The sequence below is a fragment of the Methyloversatilis universalis EHg5 genome (genome assembly GCF_000378945.1).
GTDB lineage: Bacteria > Pseudomonadota > Gammaproteobacteria > Burkholderiales > Rhodocyclaceae > Methyloversatilis > Methyloversatilis universalis_A.
Window position 1 is genome coordinate 1,186,563 of record NZ_KB900539.1, and the last position, 18,473, is coordinate 1,205,035.

Here is an 18,473-nt window from a genome sequence, read left to right on the forward strand (position 1 = left end):
CGTTTTCTGAGGTGACGTCAACCGTCAGAAAAAACCGTGCGGCCGACTTTTGATAATTCGTGCTATCGCCTTCTGAAAATGACAAATGGCGTAGTGGATCTTGTCGTACTTGCCCAGCTCGAAGGGGTGCAAAATGGGTGTGCTTTTGGTCGGGTCGGCGGACGCGGGTTCGATTCCTTCCGGCGTGACGTGCCAGGATCCCCCTGTTTAGCCACTCGCCGGCCAATCTCGTCTCTACTGAGACGGCCAACATCGTCTATTGAGTAGAAATTCTCCTTATTTTTCGCATACATACCAATCGCCCGATAATCGCGAAGAACCGGCCAAATGATCGTCAAAGGCGCGGCGGACGCGGGTTCGATTCCTTCCGGCGTGACGTGCCAGGATCCCCCTGTTTAGCCACTCGCCGGCCAATCTCGTCTCTACTGAGACGAAACGGTGCTGCTCTTGTCTCTAATGAGATGTCGTGACTTTCTGAAGTGAGACCGGTGTGGGTAGGTCATTGAGATCGCTCGAAGGACATTCTCGTCTCTAGTGAGAATCTACGTCGTCGAGCGATAGATAATTTCCATTCAGGATGCCTAATTCTCACTCGACGACAAGCGTTTTTCACATTATGGAATCAATCCCAAGAATTTTTTATGTGCCAATGAGGTCTGAGTATTAAGTCTGCAATGAATTTCGACTCTCGACCGTCCGGCAGCGGTTCGAGCTCAAGCAGACTCGGTGAATCGATCTGCGGCCGCAGCCGTTGTGGGAGAGGCTCGCAACGTCAAATGTGTTTGCAGAGCTTTGAGCTTCATCCTCTACGTGTTCGATCCTTATAGCAGACCTAGGGCTCGAAGGTGCGTAGTGGTCGGCAAGTTGGCGAGGCGCTCAGATCACACTTGCGGCAATCCCAGTTACGAATTTCGAACATGCGAAACCATGGAGGTGACGGGTGGCAGACATACGGAACGTATTCATCAGCCATATCCATGAAGACGACGATGGGCTGCAAAACCTCAAGGATTTGTTAGCACCCAAAGGGGTAGAGGTCCGAGATTCCTCCATCCATAAGGGAAAGTTCAACAATGCCACTGATGAGCACTACATCAAGACGCAGATTCTTGCGCCTGCCATCAATTGGGCTGGGGTGTTCATTTGCTATGTCTCACCCCAGACCAAGAACAGTGAGTGGGTGAACTGGGAAATCGAATACGCGGCCAAACATGGCAAGCGCATTGTTGGGGTTTGGGAGCATGGCGAGAAAGAATGCGACCTGCCGGATGCACTAATAGAATACGCGGACGCCTTGGTTGGGTGGAACGGTGATTCAGTCATCGACGCGATCAACGGGAAAGACTCGTGGGAGAAACCTGACGGCGGTGCCTGCGACCTGGTGCCACTCAAGCGGCATCCCTGCTGATGACACGCATTCACTCCTATGTCGTGCGGTACGACAGTGGTTTTGCGCCCAATCCGTTCTATAGCTATTGCACGCTAGCGACTTGCAAGCCCGGTATCCGAAAAAGCGCTAACGTCGGTGACTGGGTGGTCGGCAGCGGAAGCAATGATCGAAGTGTCCGACGCGGTGGCCGTCTGGTCTATGCGATGCGGGTCACCGAGACAATGACTTTTGACGAGTACGGCCAAGACCTACGGTTTGAATCCAAGAAGCCGTACCGCAATGGCAGTCGGAAGCAAAGTTGCGGGGATAACATTTACTTCAGAGCTGTGGATGGGGCTTCTTGGCAACAGCGAGACTCATTCCACTCCCGCCCTGATGGCTCGCCGAACCATGGTCACGTTGCGCGTGATACGGGCGTCAACAGGGTTTTGATCAGCAACGATTTCGTATATTTTGGGGGTGAGGGGCCAGAGTTCCCCGATAAATTGTGCGATCAGGAGGGCCGCCCTCTATGCAAAAATGGAATAGGCCTTACCACTTTTGATGATGCGCAATTGATCTCAAATTTTGAGTATTGGATACGCAGCTTAGCCTTGAGTGGCTACCAAGGCGCCCCTTTTGAATGGCTGACTCTTCGCAGGTGATCGATGAAAAAGGAAGGCTCCCTCTTGCTTTCGGATTACGCTGCGGAAATTGCGGCCACTGACGTGCTCAATCCCGGCGACTTCAATCCGGTCCTCCAAGGACTCTATGGAGAAGTTGGTGGAATAATGGCCACTGTTAAAAAACATGTTCGAGACAAAACGGCATATCCTGGTTTTAGGAAAGCTGCGGAAGAAGAATTTGGCGACACTCTTTGGTACTTGGCTGCAATCTGCAGGCGCTTGAATATTCCTCTCGATGAGATCTTCGGGGAAGCTGCCAATCACGGAAATTTCAAGAATGTTGGTGCTGCAAGTGATATCACCGAAGGTGCAATGGCCTATATCGCAGTGCCTATTGCTGCGCCGGCATCGCTAGATACTACCCTTGTACGCTTGGGGCAGTCAGCCGCAGCATTATTGGGAAGTACTCCTCAGCGTACTGAATTGGTCGCGTTCGCACGGGCTTACTTGGATGCAATCCATGCGGCGGGGCTAGCTTTTTCGGAAGTGGCTCGCTCCAACCTTCGTAAAGCATGCGGCGCGTTCTTGGAACCACAGGCAGATGATCTGGTTGGTCTTGATTTCGATAGTAAATTTGGAGCCGAGGAACAGTTGCCCAGGGAATTCAGAATCCGCGTCAACCAACGAGGTAGTGGCAAAAGCTATCTTCAATGGAATGGAGTATTCATTGGGGACCCTTTGACCGACAACATTGCTGACTGCGATGGCTACCGGTTCCATGACGTTTTCCATTTTTCTTACGCGGCGATCCTTCACTGGTCGCCGGTGATGCGGGCATTGATCAGGCACAAACGAAAGAGTAATCCGAAATTCGATGAAGAGCAGGACAGTGGTCGAGCTATCGTCGTTGAGGAAGGGGTTGCTGCTTGGATTTTTTCAAGAGCCAAAGAGCTGAATTTCTTCGAAAATCAGGACAAAGTCTCGCTCGGAATTCTCAAAACGATCGGCGAGTTTGTGAGTGGTTATGAAGTAGAGAAATGCCCGCTGAAGCTCTGGGAAAAAGCTATCTTGGAGGGGTATGCTGTCTTCCGACAGCTCAAGGAAAATCAAGGCGGCTGGATCGTAGGGAACCGAGAACAACGCACCATCAAGTACATGTCACTTGAGTCTGCAAGATGAAGATCCATCCGTTCGTTGAGGCAGTTGCTTCGCTGCAATTCGAAGACTGCTTCAATCCGTATTCGGATCGATGTGAAGTCTATGATCGGCGCGATGCACCACGGCGCCGCGCTGCAGCACTCTCCGCCATGTTGCGTCGTGCAGCCGAGGAGCCAGTAGATGCCATCTGGATCGGAAGGGATCTCGGATATCGCGGAGGGCGCCGTACTGGTTTAGCTCTGACTGATGACGTCCACATGGGCCAGCACGCCAAGCGCTGGAATCTCGATCTAGTTGCAGAACGGCCTACGATAGGAAGCGCTGTAGCGGAGCGAACTGCTGCGGTCATATGGGGCATGCTGGAACACATTGATGCTCGCATCTTCCTCTGGAATGTCTTTCCCCTTCATCCGCATGAATCCGGAGATCCGTTTACTAACCGCCAGCACAACGCGAAAGAAAGGCGAGCCGGCGAAGAACTGCTCCAGCAGCTTATTGTTTTACTGAAGCCTTCTCGCATCGTTGCCATCGGCAACGATGCTGCCGCTGCAGCTCATCGCATCACGGATGCGGTGCAGGTGATTTGCGTGAGGCACCCCAGCTACGGTGGACAGACACAATTCCAATCGCAAATCTCGGAACTCTATGGGTACCCGAGGCGTACTGGATCGTTGTTTGACGAAGTACTTTGACTTCTTAGTTGCGGCGATCGCAGCTTCGATCTAGTTCGACCAGGGGTTGCTGACAGAAGTGTAGACCGCGCTACTGCTAGCCCTGGCGGATCGTAGACACTGGTGACGATGGATAGCTTTCTAGCGTCATTCAACGCAAATAAATTGAGTGGGTTCGTCGCAATAACCGATGGTTACTGGGTGTGGTCCAGCAGTTTGCGAGAACGTATCCCCAATAGCCCCTTTCTACTGCTCCGTGATTGCTCGATCTTGTATTGAATCCAAGGGCAATTTTGGTTTCCCCGCCAATCAAAAAAATGTGCAAGCCCCCCCCCGCAGTTGGTCGTCGATTCAGGGCTTGATCGCGCCCTCTCCGCCTCGCTTCATTTCTTCAAAGTGTTATCGATCAATGACGGGTTACCATCTACAGTGCCGATATTGCGTATCTCGGAGGCGCGCCAACTGTCGCTCTGATAGCGAACGCTGTAGAAGACTTTCCGTGGCATGAAAAATCCTCGATCGATGTTCTAGAGGATAGTGCCCAGAAAAGAATTAACTCGGGTTGCTAGCCAAGTGCCCCGCCAGGTGCGCATGGAAGAGCTGAGCGAAGTCCACATCAACGAGCGCTTCACCGGTGAAATAGCCATGCTCCCTGGCTAGATTCAAAGCCGCTCCGCCTGGCGAGGACACCGGGAGCACCTTGGCTGCAGGATGGAATCGCCTGAAAATCTCATGCTCGGCTTCTACCCCATCCATTCCACCAATAAACACAGCAGCGCTGAGGTCCGCACGCGAGAGCATCTTTTCACGCATGACAAGCAAGCTCGCCGCCCTGTCGTTGGGGACAGCGTCAGTGAAAACTACATTCTGGAAATTCTTGTGTTCTTCAGGGAACGCATCTTTAAAGAACATGCTCTGATATAAGATGACGGACTGTGAGTAATCGACGCCTAAGTCTTCGCATATGCTCCAAATCATCGGGGTAATCGCAGGATGCCCTCCCCATACGATCCTGTGGCGGCGAATGACGGCTATGAACAGTTCTCTCACCGCACATTGGATGAGAAATGGATTGGCAGTTTCGTGGTAAGTGCCGCGTCCAATAAGTGGCACGCTGGCCGAGAGGAATATTTCGCTCATGGCTAAGCCGCCCAGTCCGCAAATTGCCAACCCGCTTCGCTTGCTTTAACCCACCTGGCGGAGTGAATATGCTGGCCCAGCCAATCGAGATGGCCCAACCACTTGGGATGCAGGCCTACGTGATCGTAGACAACGGCGACGGATTGTTCTGGTGAATTCGTCGACGCATCGTGCAACGTAGTTGACGTGGGAACTCCGACCGTTGGATAAGCAATTACATTCCGCCCATCCGGAAGTTGGACATAAACAGCTCTGTTGGCGCCAACTCCAACAACTTGGCCGCCGATTGTTTGAATAGCGTTGCGCAGATTGCTCACGAGATTAACAGAGCGAACCGCATGGCTCTGGCTTCGAACTTCCTCCAATTGAAGACAGATACGATCCACTGCGCCGTCTGCGATTCGTCCGGTCGCCGGATTGACTTCCTCGGGTAGCAGTTCCGCCCGACTGGCCGTCGCCGTACGCGCAGAAGGCGTTGTATCCGGCCACCCCACCCGCAAGACGCTGATGCCTTTAGCCAGAGCGCGGCCGAATTCTGCACTCGTCCAACGGCTTTCAAAGTATCCAGGCGTGTCGAGCATCAGCAGGACATCCGAGTCACAAAGCCGATGCCATAGCATGGTCTGAAAATCTTCAGCAGGTGGAATGCCATGTGTATCTAGAAATACATCGAATAGCCGAGCAGACAATGCATCGAACAACTGCAAGGCAGCTTCCCTAGCCTCGCCCCGTCGATAGCTTACGAACACACGGCGCTGTCGAGGGAGGAGCCCTGCACACTCCAGTAAAGCCGTTGCGACACGTTGCGCCCCGCCAGCCGTGTATGCCAAGCAGTTGAGCGGTTGCAGCAAGGCAGGGATTTCTGCACCGACTCGATTAACGTCAGAAGCGACTGGGAGCAGCGGGATGCCCCTTTTCAACAGTTGTGCCACATTCGCAAGTGGAGGCTCGTGACCTCCGAAAAATGCCGCCGCAGACGATCGCTGTTGGTCTGGATTGAATTCATCGGGACAAACCTCCCATCCAATCTCATGCCCCAACCGCAAGTCGAACATGCCGATAGCCTTTCCGACGACTTCTTCAAGTTCGGAAATTTGAGCTTCCGTCGGGGTGCCGAGCAGGGCAAGTTGATATAGCGCTGGCATGCCTTTTCTCTCAATCATGGTCGTATGAGGATAGACCCAGAGTATTCCATATGGAGTTCTTCGCCGTCCCGATTACTCCGTGCGCTCCAGTTCGTTGCGCCGCGCCGAACCGCTCTGCGAGCATGTCCGGTCGCTTGCCAGTGTCCATAATCTCGCGCCCTGCGTAATCAGGGCGGAGGCGAGCAGGTGCATGTCCACGATGCCGCAGCCGAGGCCGAACAGGTGTTCGCGGTCGATGAAAGCCAGTACTTCGGCTGCACTTGCCTGACAGGCGGGCTGCAGGCTGGCGAGGTCGGTCAGTGTTTGCGTGCGGCTCGGTGGGGTGCCGCAGGTCAGTTCGCCGATGATCAGAGGGTGGATCAGTACGAGGTCACGATCCAGAATCCGGATGAGTGCGTCGTTACCGTGGCGGAAGTGATCCACCCACACCGAGGTATCGACAAGGATGCAGCTCACAGGGGTGCGCCAGTCCGGGTGTGCGGGATGTTTGGCATGTCGGGCTGGGTTGCGCCCAGCGCGGCGAGCCGTCTGGCCGACTGCACCCTGACATAGGTCTTGATCGCTTCGCGGAGCAGGTCGGCCTTGTCCATGGACGGATCGGCCACTTCAAGCGCCCGCTCGTACAGGGCGTCGTCTATCGTCACGGTCGTTCGCATGGGATGTCCTCGTTGCATCTGATTTGATATCACGGTGCGCCAATCTGGATGTGCTGCGGAAGGGGTAACCGGGGAAAGACCAGTTTTCCAGTGCAGCAAGGGCTCCGAGTGTGCATAGGCATCGGATGCTCTCAATCATGAGCAGGCGCTGAACTCAGGCGCCGCATGTTGCGCAGCGGGCCGATGTGAGGTCTGGCTGGTACTACCGTGGTGTTACTCATGTTCACGAGTGCGCGATGACTACTACGACCACGCTGAAACTTCCGGACGGACTGAAAGCGCGCATCGCTGCGGTGGCGCAGCAGTCCGGAAAAAGCGCGCACGCTTTCATGGTTGAGGCGCTGGAACTGCAGACCGAACTGGCCGAACTTCGCACAGCCTTCGTTGCCGACGCGCTGCGGGCGCGCGAAGAGGTCGCGCGTTACGGGTTGGTGGTGGATGCCGACGAGGTGTTCGATTACCTGAAGGCGCGCGCCGAAGGAAAACCCGCGCGCCAGCCCGATCCGTCGTTGATCTGAGAAGCGGACGGGATCGTGAGTACCCGTGTGGTGCTGGCGCAGTGAGCGCTGGTTGAACCGGAAAGTCTGACCGATTTCCTGCTGCAGGCAGATGCGCCTGCAAGCGCTGCCGAGACGCTGCCCATCCTGCAATCCGGCCTCGCGATGTTGCGAGAACATCCTCTTATCGGTCGCAAGGTCGACCACGACCTCCGGGAGCTGGTCATCTCGCGCGGCCTTACCGGTTACGTTGCGCTGTATGACTACGACGCCGGTCGCGATGTCGTCATCGTGCTGGCGGTACGGCATCAGCGTGAGGGCGGGTACGGCGCTTGAAACCTGCGCGGTTCGCGCAGCCCAGCGTACCGCGCGGTGGGCTCCGACAATGACCCTTGCAGTCCCGACCCCCTCAGGATCACCATGTCGGCGGGTTGAATACGTTCCCGGATCTGCTTGACCATTGGAGGCTGACGACAATGAAAGGCACCACACTTCGTATTTCCGTACCGGCATTCCTGTTCGCCGCTTCGCTCCCCGCGCTGGCCGTCACCAGCACCTTCGACTCGGATGCCGAGGGCTGGAGCGCCCAGGGTGACATCGAGGGGCCGCTGACCTGGAGCGCCACCGGCGGCAATCCGGGCGGCAATGTGTTCATCGACGACCTGACCACCGGCGGCGTCACCTACTTCGTCGCTCCGTCGGTCTTCCTCGGCAACTTCGCCGGCGCCTTCGGCTCGCAGCTCACCTTTGACCTGATGCAGCGCTACCCCGGCGGGCCGAACCAGTTCGACGCGGAGGACGTGATCCTCTCGGGCAGCGGCCTCACGCTGGTTTATGACACAGCGAACAATCCGGTCAACAACGGCTGGACTTCGTATTCGGTGCCGCTGTCGCCCACCGGGTGGCGGCTGGGCAGTCTTTCGGGCGTTACACCGACCGACGCGCAGTTTCTGGCCGTGCTGTCGAACATCAGTTCGCTGAAGATCCGTGCCGAATATCAGACCGGGGCCGACGTCGGCTATCTGGACAACGTGGCGCTGGTGCCGGAACCGGCCGCGGCCCTGATGCTGCTGTCCGGCATCGGATGCGTGGCATTCGCTGCGCGCCGCAGGCAGCGCGCGGCGGTCTGAGACGCTCCCGCGTTTCAGCCGCCAGCGAATGGCCGTCGGCGCCGGCCGGCTCTGCCGCCGGGCGGCGTCTTCATCCGGCTGAATCCGGCTGCGCGATGCCCGCCGGGCCGCTCGCCTTCCGCCGGCGCAGGACCGCAAACGCGATGAGGGCCAGCGCGGTTGCGCCCAGCCAGGGGAGCAGGAGCATGTTGAGCAGGCGCCAGCCCAGCGCCTGCTGTGCCCATCCCGCGCTGAACGAGCACAGAAGGCCGACGACAAAGAGGGTCATGTCGTTGGTCGCCTGCGCGCGTCCTTTCTCTTCCGGCCGGTAGGTGCGGGTCAGCAGCGTGGTTCCGCCGATGTACAGGAAATTCCAGCCGATGCCGAGCAGGGTCAGCGCACCGGCAAAGGCGGTGAAGCCGGTGCCGGACGCGGCCAGCACAACGTGGCCCGCCAGCATCGCCACACCGGCCAGCATGACGCGCAGCTCGCCGTGGCGGGCGATCAGCGCGCCGGTGAAGAAGGAGGGCAGGAACATGCCCAGCACATGCAGCTGGATCACCGTGGAGGTGGCGGGCAGGTCGTGGTGGTGATGGGACATGGCGAGCGGTGTGGCGGTCATCCCCAGAATCATCACGCCATACCCGGTGGCCGCGCCGAACAGCGCGACCAGATAAGCCGGCTGGCGCACGATGTCGACCCACCGCCGACCTTGCCCACGATCGGCGCTGTCCTGGGCGGCGGCTGGCATCTGCAGCGGGAGCAGGGCGCCGGCGCCGAGCAGCGACACGCTCGCGACGATCAGGAATGAACCGACGAAGGCCGGTTCCAGCAGCGGGCCGCCCAGCCTGCCGAGCAGTGGCCCGAGGAAGGCGGCCACGATGCCGCCGCCCAGCACCAGCGAAATCGCCCTCGGCCGGCAGGCGGCATCCGCTACTTCGCTGGCCGCGAAGCGGTAGAACTGGGCGAAGGCCTGATAGCTGCCCACCAGAAAGGTACCGGCCGCCAGCACCCACAGCGTGCCCAGCGCGATGCCGAGGGCGCCGACCAGTCCCCCGGCGGTGCCCAGCAGCGCGCCGAGAATGAAGCCCTTGCGCCGTCCCACGCGCGTCATCCACTGCGAGGCGGGAAAGGTGGCGACTGCAGTGCCCAGGAACATCGTGGCAATCGGAAACGTCGCCCATTCCGGACTGGCCGCGATCCGGCTGCCCGCCAGTCCGCCGACCGTCATGACGAGCGCTGACACCGTCTGAAAGAGTGCCTGGGCAAGGGCGAGCGTGATGACCTGACGCTGCGCGGCGGGAGCTGACATGAATCTATCCGGGGGCGCCACCGCAGCGTGACTGCGGGCGGCGCGTGTGTGGCGTGTGTGAAATGCCGGCTCACCCTCCGAGCGACCAGGGTGCAGCCGGTGCGAACCGCAAGGGTATAGGGCTGGATCGATGAACTAAAATGTTTTTAATTCACTGATTCATGAAATGGATTCATCGATTCTGGACAGACAGCACCTGGCCATCCTGCGGGAGGTCGACCGCTCGGGCAGCCTGACCGCGGCCGCAGAGCGTCTGAACCTGACCCAGTCCGCCCTCAGCCACGCCATGCGCAAGTTCGAGGAAAGGCACGGCGTGGCAGTCTGGCAGAAGCAGGGACGACAGCTGCACCTGACCGAAGCCGGCCGCTATCTGCTGGCGTTGGCCGAACGCCTGCTGCCACAGCTGGAGCAGGCGGAGCGGGCGCTGCGGGACTTCGCCGCAGGCGGGCGGGGCACGCTGCGCGTCGGCATGGAGTGCTACCCCTGCCAGAAGTGGCTGACGCGGATTGCCGCTGACTACCTGAAGGCCTGGCCGGGCGCGGATCTCGACGTCAGTACCGCCTTCCGCTTCGACGGCATCGGCGCCCTGCTGGGGCACGAGATCGATCTGCTGATCACGCCGGACCCGGTGCAGCGGCCGGAAACGACCTTCGTCCCGGTATTCGATTACGAGCTCGTGCTGGCGGTCCCGGACACCCACCGGCTGGCGGAAGCCGGTGTGGCCAGCCCGGCCGACTTCACGGACGAGGATCTGATCACCTTCCCGGTCACGCTGGACAGGCTGGACGTGTTCACGCGCTTCCTCATCCCCGCCCAGCGCCGGCCGCGCCGGATACGGACGGCCGAAACAACCGAGCTGATGCTGCAACTGGTGGCCAACGGCCGCGGCGTGTGCGTTGTCCCGGACTGGATACTCCGCCAGGACAGCGCCGATCTGCCCCTGCGCGCGCTCCGTCTGGGGCCGGGCGCCGGCCTTGAGAAGAGCATTCACGTGGGCTTCCGCCACGGCGACCGGGACAGGGTACATGTGCAGGGCTTTCTGGCGCTGGCGCGCTCCGCCGCACCCTGAGCCGTCCAGGTCCGGACGCCTCTTAATCCCGGCGTCCCGCCGGGCGAGGCTGGCCGGACTACCGCCGGGCCTTGCGAGCGAGAGCATCGTCGTCCGCAAGGTCTGCTGTTGCGCCGGTTTCGATGCGTCAGCGAGGCCCGTAATGCGCAGGATCACGCAGCGCGGCCCGTGATCGGGAGCCTGTCCGCGAGCACCTGGCGAAGCCGGACAGAAGGACGTCCGGCGCACCCTTCCCGGCAGATCATGTCGCCCGGTCAGGGCAGGCTCTGCTGGCTTTCCGGATAGGCGGTGGCGACGCTGTCGTGCGAGCGCTGCCAGTCGCTCACCGGGTCGGCCGGCGAGCGGGTGCGGCGCACGAACATGTAGCCGAGTGCGAGAGCGAGTGAAGCGGAAACGAGCTTGATCATTGCGGCATCCTCCATGAAGGGGGCGGGCGGTTAGGGCGCCCGCACTGCCTTCAGTGTGGTCCGGCGGCAGGGCCGTGGCTGTAGGTGTTCCGTACGCGGTGCCGTAGGACGCCGGCCGGTACCTGTCACGCCTCGTGTATCTTCCTTCTCATCCTGGCCGCATAGGTGCGTGCATCCGCGCCGCGGTCCTCCGTCTTTCCGAAACAGGAGTTCATCCGTCATGCCCAGATTCGTCGATACCTCGCCGCCCGGCGTCTGCATCTTCTGTCGCATCGCCCGTGGCGAACTGCCCGCTGCGCGGGTGTTCGAGGACGACCTGACCATGGCTTTCATGGACATCGGCCAGGTCAATCCGGGCCATGTACTGGTGGCGACGAAACGGCATGCGGCGACGCTGTTCGACATCACGCCGGAAGAGGGCGCCGCGGTAATGCGCACCGTGCAGCGCGTGGCCGCGGCGATCGGCGACACCTTTGATCCGCCCGGGCTGACACTGCTGCAGGCCAATGGCAAGGAGGGCGATCAGACGGTGTTCCACTTCCACATGCATGTGCTGCCGCGACACGCGGACGACGGCGTGGGGCTTTCGTGGCCGCGCAAGGAGTCGGGCATGGAAGCGCTGCATGCGTATGCCCTGAAGCTCGCTGGCGCGTTGCGCGCTGAGTGAGCGGACGCGTCACGCTGTCGGTGCTGCGCAGGGCTGTCTGGGGGGGGGGGCGGCCTTCTGGTTATCGTGCTGTTGCAGCCGATCTCCAGGGGCGCGAATGCATGCCCCTGGAGATCGCTTACACTGTACCTAAACGCGCTCGTACCTCGTTCAATGTGCAGGTCTGCTTCAGCCCGCCGTTTTCCCACACAGTGATCATCGCGTCCTCGAAGCTCTCCGAATCGTGCCAGATGCCGTCTTCCAGTCGAGCGGTCTTCAGCACACCGGAGGTCAGATCGCGGAGTACCGTCATCCGGCCGGGCTTGGACGCCTTGCCCGGATCAGTCACCGGGTTCTTCGATACGTCGCGCCATTGCCCTTGCACGCGGATGGCCGAGCACTTCATCGCGAACTTGAGCGTGTCACGGTTCACCTGCTGCAACAACGCTCCGCCCATGCCGAAGGCGATGTTGTCTGCGCTGTAGCCGTTGAGTTTGAGCGTTGCCAAAATGTCCCGGATCACCCGTTCGTTGATGCCATCACCCTGAATGAGGCGGACGTTGCGCAGCACCTTGAAGCCCTTGCTGTTGGTGTCGGTGCCGAAGCGCTGTTCGAGGATGTGGGCACAGCGCAGTACCACCTCGACCGGATCGCCGGAGTCGGGGCGCACCACGAGCAGTGCGCCGGAATCGATCACTTCCTGGCGGAGTACATCGCCCCACAGGTGCTCGACCGCGTCGTAAATGTTCGTCGAGTCGGACACGCAGGCGAACAAGGCGCCGGGCTTGCCGTACTGGCGGATCATGTTCCGGTAGGCCTCGACTTCGTTCTCTACACCCCAACTCGTGATCGTGCTGTGCTCGGCTGCCGGGATGGAATAGCCGGCCATTGCTTCGCCGTAGTAGGCGCGACCCGCGAGCAGCGCGGCCAGCGTGTCGGTGCCCTTGAAAGAGACGAGGTGGGCGAGCCCACCTCGCGCCGCGGTCTGTGGGCTCGATACGCCGCGGTAGCCGAAGTCGTGCAACTTGAAGGGCAACTGGCCGGCTGGGTCGTCCGACGTTTCTTCGAGATAGTTGCCAATGATCTGACGCACCGCCCATGAGGTCGTGGCCACGGTGACCGGATACCAGAGCTGCAGCAGCATGGTTTCGACAAACGACACCACCCAGGCGAGTTCGGGATCGGTGGACTCGACTGTCACCATCGGAACTCCCGCGGGCACGAGACTGCCCTCGGGCAGGGCGCGGATGCGCAGTGGCCAGTAGCCGTCGTACCGATCCACGATGCTGAGGAAGCCCGCTTCATTGAACGGTTCGCCGTGCATGCTCGCGATCTCCTTCGCGAGGGCCACGTCCTCGCGGGTGATCGGGCGTGCGAAGAAATCCATCAGGATTATTTGCAGCCCGAACATGACAGCGCGGTCGAATTTTCCGCCGCGCGATTCAATGTACGAGAACATGCCATCGGTGCCCGGCGGGTACTGTGTCCAGTGCGACAGCTTGTAGCTGTCCGTCGCAAGGATGGGGTTGTCGAGCAGGCTGCGGGTGCGGTCGGTGTAGAACATGGTTTGAGACTCCCTCAAACGTTGGCTGGGTGCGGCACGTCTTTCGTGCCGCGGCAGAGTGGCGTCCGGTCAGACGACGCCGATGAAAAAATTGATGATGTCGAAGTGGTCCTCGTACAGCATCGCACGCATGTTCTCGAGCTGGGCAAGCGGGAACCACTGCGCCTTGTCCGCATCGTCACCGCCCTTGACTCTCGGCAGTTCGCCGGCCGGAAAGTCGAAGTGGAATGCATGTGTGACGGTGCGGCCTCGCAGGCTGCGGTCCGGGTGGTCAAATACGTGCGACGCCGCGATCGAGCCGCGTAGTACCTTCTCCGGAAGCTTGAGGCCGGTCTCCTCGATCAGTTCGCGGATGGCCGCCTCCTGCAGGCGCTCGTCTTGTCCGACAAAACCGCCGGGCAGCGCCCACAGACCCTTGCCGGGTGCGGCACGGCGCCGGATGAGCAGGATGTGACCCGAATGCACCACCACTGCATCGGTGGTGACGAAGGTGGGCGGGTAGGGGGCGGCGCTCCAGGCGGCCCGGTAGTCCCGGATGAACCGCCACTCGGTGGCCAAGCGCGTGTAATCGGCCGAATCGCGGAACGTTCGCAGCCAGGCGATGACCGGCTCGGGCACAGAGGCTTCAAGTTTCATCCAGCGGCCGCGATCCTCGCCTTCGTCGCCGCTCAGGCCGAAATACAGATCGCGCACTTCGGTGGCCGACAGTCCGTCGACGAAACCGACCGTGACACGTGGCCACTGCGGAAACATGTCGAGGTAGAAGGACGATGCGTCCTTGCTCAGGCCGATCAGTCCGACCGCGGCGGAGGCCGGATCGCCCCCGGCCTCCGTGATCGCCGAGGCGACGACGCGCTGCACATCCAGTAGCCATTGCGCGTCGTTATACATCCGGTCTGCGACCGAGGTGATGACGATGCGCGCTGCGGCCTGCTTCTGCAGGCTGTGCCGGATCATCACCTTGCGTTCATTGATGGTCCAGGGGTCCTTGATGGAACGGGGGCGGTCCGCCGAACCAAGCACCACGATCACCTTATCTGCAAGTTCGAGCGCACGCTCGATGCTGGCAATGTGACCTATATGGGGCGGTGTGAGACGGCCGATATAGACGATGAAATCGAAACGGACACGCGAAATGTCGGGTAACTGCTTTGACATCTTGGACTCCCCAAGAGATATCGACGCGATCTGTCTGTCAGATCGTCTCCGAAGCGTAGCGCCCGCGTAGGGGTGGTGACAAGTGATTTTTTTCGCGTCTGAGCGCTCTTGAGGTTGTCGCCAAAGACCTCGTGTATCGTCCGTTTAACACGCGTTGCCTACGTTTGACGATCTCTCGTTGCCCGGCGTCTGCGATCCTCTAGCAAGGAGGGAGACCAGACGGTGTTCCACTTCCACATGCATGTGGTGCCGCGACACGCGGACGACGGCGTGGGGCTGTCGTGGCCGCGCAAGGAGCCGGGCATGGAGGCGCTGCACGCGTATGCCCTGAAGCTTGCTGGCGCGTTGCGCTCTGATTGAGTGACCGTGCCGGCTGCGTATGCAGCGTGTGCGTGTCCAGCGTCAGATGGCCTTTCTTGCCGAGGGATTCATGAAGCAGCGGATGTTCAGTGAGCTTGACCCGATCACCCGGCTGGAAAGCCGGTTTCCTTCGCCCAGTCTGGTGGAACTGCGCATACAGTCGCGGGCGATCGAGGACGAGATACAGCGCCTCGCCGTCGCCTCCATCGCCCGGCACTTTGCCGGCGAGAAGAGCTTTCGTGCCGCGGGCGCCGACGAGTTCCTGTTCAACGACAAGCTCTATACGGTGCGGGCCGCCGCGGCGCTGGGTACACCGGCGCTGCAGATCTGCGTGCTGAACGCGCTGGACCCGCTGGCGCCCAGGGTGTCGTCCGGTCGCCATGACATTCCGGGCATCGGCTTCTTCAACGCCTTCGAGATCGAAGTGCCGGCTTCGATCAAGAGTCGTCTGCCTGCGCTGGTGGACGGCGTGTCTGTGATCTACGCGGCGTCCTACACCTGGCTGGAAGAGGAGTTCTTCCGCAACATCAAGCAGCTCGAACAGGGGTTTTCCGATGCGCTGTACCGGCATCTGAAGATCGCGCTGGCGGCGTCGGACCGCACTGAGCTCGCCTCCCGTGTCTGGTTTTCGGTGTTTTCGGACGAGAACGGCTATTACGCGCTGGACGGCGCAGCCATCGCGAAGATCCTGTCCACACTCAAGGCGCGGCGCTATGTGTCCAGCCAGAGTCCGCTCGGCCATGTGGTCGAACTGCTCGGGCTGAACATGCCGTTCGAGAAATCGCTGTCGAGGTTCGCCATCCAGAAGGCGGATTACCACGAGTTCTCGCTGAAGAAGGCGGCCTACATTTCCGACATGCAGGGCATTTTCAAGACCGAGGAACAGATGGTCGAAGGCGGCGCCTACGCGATCTACCCGCTGGGTGCCATCGGCGAGCGGCGTCTGGTCGCTGCGTTTCCGTCCGGCCTGCGCGACGATCTGCTGCCGGTGTTCCGCGCCAATGCCGAGCGTTTCGAACAGATCTACGCGCGGGAAACCGGCAACCTGAAACGTCACATCGCCAAGGTGAGGGCAAGCTACCGCAAGATGGACGCCGCCGAACTGGGCGGGCTGATCGGCGGCATTCTGGGCGGCATCTTCAAGAACATCTGAGCGGCAGGCCGAGCGCCTTCATCCGCCTGCAGCGGTCGAGCGGGGTGCCCGTGGTCTGACCCCGCGCGGCGTGATGCCGCGCTCCCGGCGCAGCAGTTTGCGCAGCATCGACGGGTCGGCGTAACCCACCTGGGCGGCGATCGATTCGATCGAGGCGTGGCCGGTTTCGAGCAGCTGGGTGGCACGCTCGACGCGCAGCTTCTGCACGTACTGGATGGGCGACATGCCGACCGCTGACGCGAAGTGACGGCTCAGCGTGCGCGGCGTCATGTGCAGCGCTTCGGCCAGCATGGCGAGCGTGACCGGTTCGCCGAGGCGGGTCTGCAGCCAGCGGTCGGCGCGCTGCAGCGTGGGCGTCTGCCGCACCAGATGCGAGGCGATCGCGTACTGGCTCTGCGACACGCGGTGGTCCAGCATCAGGAAGCGCGCGCAGTTGCGCGCCAGTTCGTCCGAGCCGTGACGCGCGACCAGCGCGAGCATGAGGTCGGCCTGCGCCAGCGCGGCGCCGGCGGTGCTGACCGGGCCGTCGCTCACCACCATGCGCGCCATGTCCAGATCGACCCGCGGAAAGCGTTCGCGGAACCACGGCGCCAGCCACCAGCTGGTGGTGGCAACGCGCCGGTCCAGCAGGCCGCCCTGCGCCAGCGCGAAGGTGCTGACGCAGGAGGCGGCCACTTCGGCGCCGCCTTCCAGCCAGCCGCCCACGCGGTCCATCGCCTTCAGCACGTCGCGTGTCGACAGCCAGTCCTCCAGCTCGCCGCGGGTGGCGCGATTGGCGCCCGGCAGCAGCACCAGATCGGGCGTCGGCAGGTCGGTCATGCGTTCGAGCGGGCCGACTTCCAGCCCTGAACCGCTGCGCTCGCGGCGCCGCCCGGTGCCGGTCAGCGTGACCTCGAACAGGGCAGGGCGCGCCGCCAGCTGACACAGGCGATTGGCGGTGTTCATCACGTCCAGCGTGATGCCCAGGCTGATGTCCAGCACGCCGGGCAGGATGAGTACGGCGGTTTTCATGATGTCCATATTAGCCCGATAGGTGTCGATATGGACACTCGATTCCGGGGCGGACGTGGCCCAGCATGGACACCTCTGCACCGATGGCCGCGGCCCTGCTTACCGGCCGTGGCAGGTGCGTTCCGGGAGCCTGTCCGATGTCGCCTTCGCTGCTTGCCGCACTGCTCTATGGCGCACTGACCCTGTCGCTGCTGGTCGCGATTGCGGTCATGCGTTTCTGGCTGGTCATCACCCGGCAGCGCACCCCGGACGCCTTCAGTCCGGCCGGTGATGACGTGTCGCCGTTCTCCGGCCGGCTGTGCCGGGCGCACGCCAACTGCTGCGAAAACCTGCCGCTGTTCGGCGTGCTGGTCGCCACCGCCGCGCTGGCCGGCCACGCGGACATCACCGACGGCAGCGCGCTGTGGGTGGTGGCCGCCCGCTTCGGGCAGAGCGTCGCGCACCTGAGCTCGGGCCGGCGCCGGGCGATCCGGCTGCGCTTCCTGTTCATGCTGGTCCAGATCGCACTGCAGACGGCGTGGGTCGTGCGTCTTCTGCTGGTTTCCGTTCCCTGACGACCGAGGAGCTTCCATTGAACACCCCTGACGAGCACTTCCTGCCGCGCACCACCGGCGGTCTCGACTATCTGCATGACAGCACCGGCACGCCGTTCAACTACATGTATCCGCCGCCCGACGGCGAGCCGTGGGAGAACTGCAGCTACCGCACGCACGCGGTCGACATCGTCGACGCCCGCCCGGTGGCGCATCACTTCTCGCTCGACCGGCACGGCTTCGAACTGCGCGAGGTGCCGACCGTGCTCGATGACGTCGATGACGATGCCCGGGTCCGCGCCCGCTACTACCCGGAAGTCGAAACCATCGCCTGCGATGCGACCGGCGGCGCCCGCGCGCTGTGTTTCGACCACCAGATACGCAGGCGCAGCCGGGGCGAACAGCACCTCACCTTCGGCCGGCAGAACACCCAGGCTTCGGCGGTCGGGCGCGTGCATAACGACTACTCGGAGGCGAGCGGTCTGCGGCGCCTTGAACTGGCGCTGCGCGACGAGGCGGCGCGCGCGGGCATCTGCCGCTATGCGGTGGTGAATGTGTGGCGTCCGCTGATCGAGCCGGTGCTCGATGCGCCGCTGGCGCTGTGCGATGCCCGCTCGGTCATGGCGCAGGATCTGGTGGCGGCGGAAATCCGCTACCCGGAGCGCAGCGGGGAAATCTATGTGCTGAAGCACTCGCCGCTGCACCGCTGGCACTACTTCTCGGGCATGACGACGCGCGAGGTGCTGGTGTTCAAGCAGTACGACTCGCAGGCGAGCGGGGTGTCGCGCTTCACGCCGCACGCGGCCTTTCTCGATCCGGCCGCGCCGGCTGACGCGCCGCTGCGCGCCAGCATCGAGGCGCGCTGTCTGGTGCTGTTCGACTGAGGGCG

22 protein-coding genes are annotated in these 18,473 nt (G+C 61.5%); 13 read left to right on the forward strand and 9 right to left on the reverse strand.

From position 1 onward, the window contains the following. Nucleotides 1–940 precede the first annotated feature (940 nt). Genes METUNV2_RS0105500 through METUNV2_RS19540 form a run of 4 tightly spaced genes read left to right on the forward strand, consistent with a single transcriptional unit; the run spans nt 941 to nt 3,845 of the window. A complete protein-coding gene (locus METUNV2_RS0105500) occupies nt 941–1,408 on the forward strand; it encodes a TIR domain-containing protein (RefSeq protein WP_018228485.1) in 468 nt (155 codons plus the stop codon). Beyond that, entirely contained in the window at nt 1,408–2,034 is a 627-nt protein-coding gene (locus METUNV2_RS19530; RefSeq protein WP_081618513.1) for a hypothetical protein, read from the forward strand. Before METUNV2_RS0105500 ends, METUNV2_RS19530 begins: the two co-directional genes overlap by 1 nt. Before the next feature lie 3 nt (nt 2,035–2,037). After that, nucleotides 2,038–3,174 carry a nucleoside triphosphate pyrophosphohydrolase family protein gene (locus METUNV2_RS19535; protein WP_026187901.1) on the forward strand — a complete coding sequence of 379 codons (1,137 nt, stop codon included), beginning with the start codon at nt 2,038–2,040 and terminating at the stop codon, nt 3,172–3,174. Then, nucleotides 3,171–3,845: a uracil-DNA glycosylase gene (locus tag METUNV2_RS19540; RefSeq protein ID WP_081618514.1), complete on the forward strand. Its 675-nt coding sequence runs from the start codon at nt 3,171–3,173 to the stop codon at nt 3,843–3,845. Before METUNV2_RS19535 ends, METUNV2_RS19540 begins: the two co-directional genes overlap by 4 nt. Nucleotides 3,846–4,376: 531 nt before the next feature. Here the strand turns inward: METUNV2_RS19540 and METUNV2_RS0105510 are convergent. From METUNV2_RS0105510 to METUNV2_RS0105530, 4 genes are read right to left on the reverse strand one after another with little or no spacing between them, the layout of a single operon-like run. Beyond that, the gene (locus METUNV2_RS0105510; RefSeq protein ID WP_026187902.1) at nt 4,377–4,964 is read right to left on the reverse strand and encodes an SLOG domain-containing protein; all 588 of its coding nucleotides are present in this window, start codon (nt 4,962–4,964) and stop codon (nt 4,377–4,379) included. A 2-nt stretch (nt 4,965–4,966) separates the two neighbouring features. After that, nucleotides 4,967–6,127: a toll/interleukin-1 receptor domain-containing protein gene (locus tag METUNV2_RS19550; protein WP_232415616.1), complete on the reverse strand. Its 1,161-nt coding sequence runs from the start codon at nt 6,125–6,127 to the stop codon at nt 4,967–4,969. Nucleotides 6,128–6,181: 54 nt separating this feature from the next. Continuing rightward, on the reverse strand, nt 6,182–6,565 hold the full coding sequence (locus tag METUNV2_RS18950) for a type II toxin-antitoxin system VapC family toxin (RefSeq protein ID WP_157281319.1): 384 nt from the start codon (nt 6,563–6,565) through the stop codon (nt 6,182–6,184). After that, entirely contained in the window at nt 6,562–6,765 is a 204-nt protein-coding gene (locus METUNV2_RS0105530) for a type II toxin-antitoxin system VapB family antitoxin (protein WP_018228490.1), read from the reverse strand. Before METUNV2_RS0105530 ends, METUNV2_RS18950 begins: the two co-directional genes overlap by 4 nt. Before the next feature lie 236 nt (nt 6,766–7,001). On the opposite strand from METUNV2_RS0105530, the gene METUNV2_RS0105535 reads away from it, so the two are divergent. The 3 genes from METUNV2_RS0105535 (at nt 7,002) to METUNV2_RS0105545 (ending at nt 8,392) form a co-directional block, all read left to right on the forward strand. Beyond that, nucleotides 7,002–7,283, forward strand: a complete 282-nt coding sequence (locus METUNV2_RS0105535) for a CopG family ribbon-helix-helix protein (RefSeq protein WP_018228491.1) — start codon at nt 7,002–7,004, stop codon at nt 7,281–7,283. A gap of 66 nt (nt 7,284–7,349) precedes the next feature. Next, the gene (locus METUNV2_RS0105540; RefSeq protein WP_081618516.1) at nt 7,350–7,598 is read left to right on the forward strand and encodes a type II toxin-antitoxin system RelE/ParE family toxin; all 249 of its coding nucleotides are present in this window, start codon (nt 7,350–7,352) and stop codon (nt 7,596–7,598) included. Between the two features lie 56 nt (nt 7,599–7,654). Continuing rightward, a complete protein-coding gene (locus METUNV2_RS0105545) occupies nt 7,655–8,392 on the forward strand; it encodes a laminin B domain-containing protein (RefSeq protein WP_232415618.1) in 738 nt (245 codons plus the stop codon). A 70-nt stretch (nt 8,393–8,462) separates the two neighbouring features. On the opposite strand, the gene METUNV2_RS0105550 is transcribed toward METUNV2_RS0105545, so the two are convergent. Then, the gene (locus METUNV2_RS0105550) at nt 8,463–9,683 is read right to left on the reverse strand and encodes an MFS transporter (RefSeq protein ID WP_018228494.1); all 1,221 of its coding nucleotides are present in this window, start codon (nt 9,681–9,683) and stop codon (nt 8,463–8,465) included. 166 nt (nt 9,684–9,849) lie between these two features. Here METUNV2_RS0105550 and METUNV2_RS0105555 point away from each other — a divergent pair, with 166 nt between their 5' ends. After that, nucleotides 9,850–10,752, forward strand: coding sequence for a LysR family transcriptional regulator (locus tag METUNV2_RS0105555; protein WP_018228495.1), 903 nt, complete (start codon nt 9,850–9,852; stop codon nt 10,750–10,752). 254 nt (nt 10,753–11,006) lie between these two features. On the opposite strand, the gene METUNV2_RS19990 is transcribed toward METUNV2_RS0105555, so the two are convergent. Further along, the gene (locus tag METUNV2_RS19990) at nt 11,007–11,159 is read right to left on the reverse strand and encodes a hypothetical protein (RefSeq protein ID WP_198288844.1); all 153 of its coding nucleotides are present in this window, start codon (nt 11,157–11,159) and stop codon (nt 11,007–11,009) included. A 220-nt stretch (nt 11,160–11,379) separates the two neighbouring features. On the opposite strand from METUNV2_RS19990, the gene METUNV2_RS0105565 reads away from it, so the two are divergent. Next, complete coding sequence (locus METUNV2_RS0105565; protein ID WP_018228497.1) at nt 11,380–11,826, forward strand: HIT family protein; 447 nt, start codon at nt 11,380–11,382, stop codon at nt 11,824–11,826. Nucleotides 11,827–11,944: 118 nt separating this feature from the next. Here the strand turns inward: METUNV2_RS0105565 and METUNV2_RS0105570 are convergent, their stop codons facing one another. Continuing rightward, nucleotides 11,945–13,369 (reverse strand): nicotinate phosphoribosyltransferase, encoded by a 1,425-nt coding sequence (locus METUNV2_RS0105570; RefSeq protein WP_018228498.1) that lies wholly within the window; start codon nt 13,367–13,369, stop codon nt 11,945–11,947. 69 nt (nt 13,370–13,438) lie between these two features. Next, the gene (locus tag METUNV2_RS0105575; protein WP_018228499.1) at nt 13,439–14,527 is read right to left on the reverse strand and encodes a bifunctional nicotinamide-nucleotide adenylyltransferase/Nudix hydroxylase; all 1,089 of its coding nucleotides are present in this window, start codon (nt 14,525–14,527) and stop codon (nt 13,439–13,441) included. A gap of 222 nt (nt 14,528–14,749) precedes the next feature. Here METUNV2_RS0105575 and METUNV2_RS18955 point away from each other — a divergent pair, with 222 nt between their 5' ends. Together METUNV2_RS18955 and METUNV2_RS0105585 are read left to right on the forward strand one after the other, a co-directional pair. Further along, nucleotides 14,750–14,887 (forward strand): hypothetical protein, encoded by a 138-nt coding sequence (locus METUNV2_RS18955; RefSeq protein ID WP_018228500.1) that lies wholly within the window; start codon nt 14,750–14,752, stop codon nt 14,885–14,887. Between the two features lie 82 nt (nt 14,888–14,969). After that, nucleotides 14,970–16,040 carry a hypothetical protein gene (locus METUNV2_RS0105585; RefSeq protein WP_018228501.1) on the forward strand — a complete coding sequence of 357 codons (1,071 nt, stop codon included), beginning with the start codon at nt 14,970–14,972 and terminating at the stop codon, nt 16,038–16,040. Between the two features lie 18 nt (nt 16,041–16,058). On the opposite strand, the gene METUNV2_RS0105590 is transcribed toward METUNV2_RS0105585, so the two are convergent. After that, nucleotides 16,059–17,051 carry a GlxA family transcriptional regulator gene (locus METUNV2_RS0105590; protein ID WP_036271293.1) on the reverse strand — a complete coding sequence of 331 codons (993 nt, stop codon included), beginning with the start codon at nt 17,049–17,051 and terminating at the stop codon, nt 16,059–16,061. 137 nt (nt 17,052–17,188) lie between these two features. Here METUNV2_RS0105590 and METUNV2_RS0105595 point away from each other — a divergent pair, with 137 nt between their 5' ends. Next, a complete protein-coding gene (locus METUNV2_RS0105595; protein WP_018228503.1) occupies nt 17,189–17,605 on the forward strand; it encodes an MAPEG family protein in 417 nt (138 codons plus the stop codon). Nucleotides 17,606–17,622: 17 nt separating this feature from the next. After that, nucleotides 17,623–18,468, forward strand: coding sequence for a CmcJ/NvfI family oxidoreductase (locus METUNV2_RS0105600; RefSeq protein WP_018228504.1), 846 nt, complete (start codon nt 17,623–17,625; stop codon nt 18,466–18,468). The last annotated feature ends 5 nt before the right edge of the window (nt 18,469–18,473 follow it).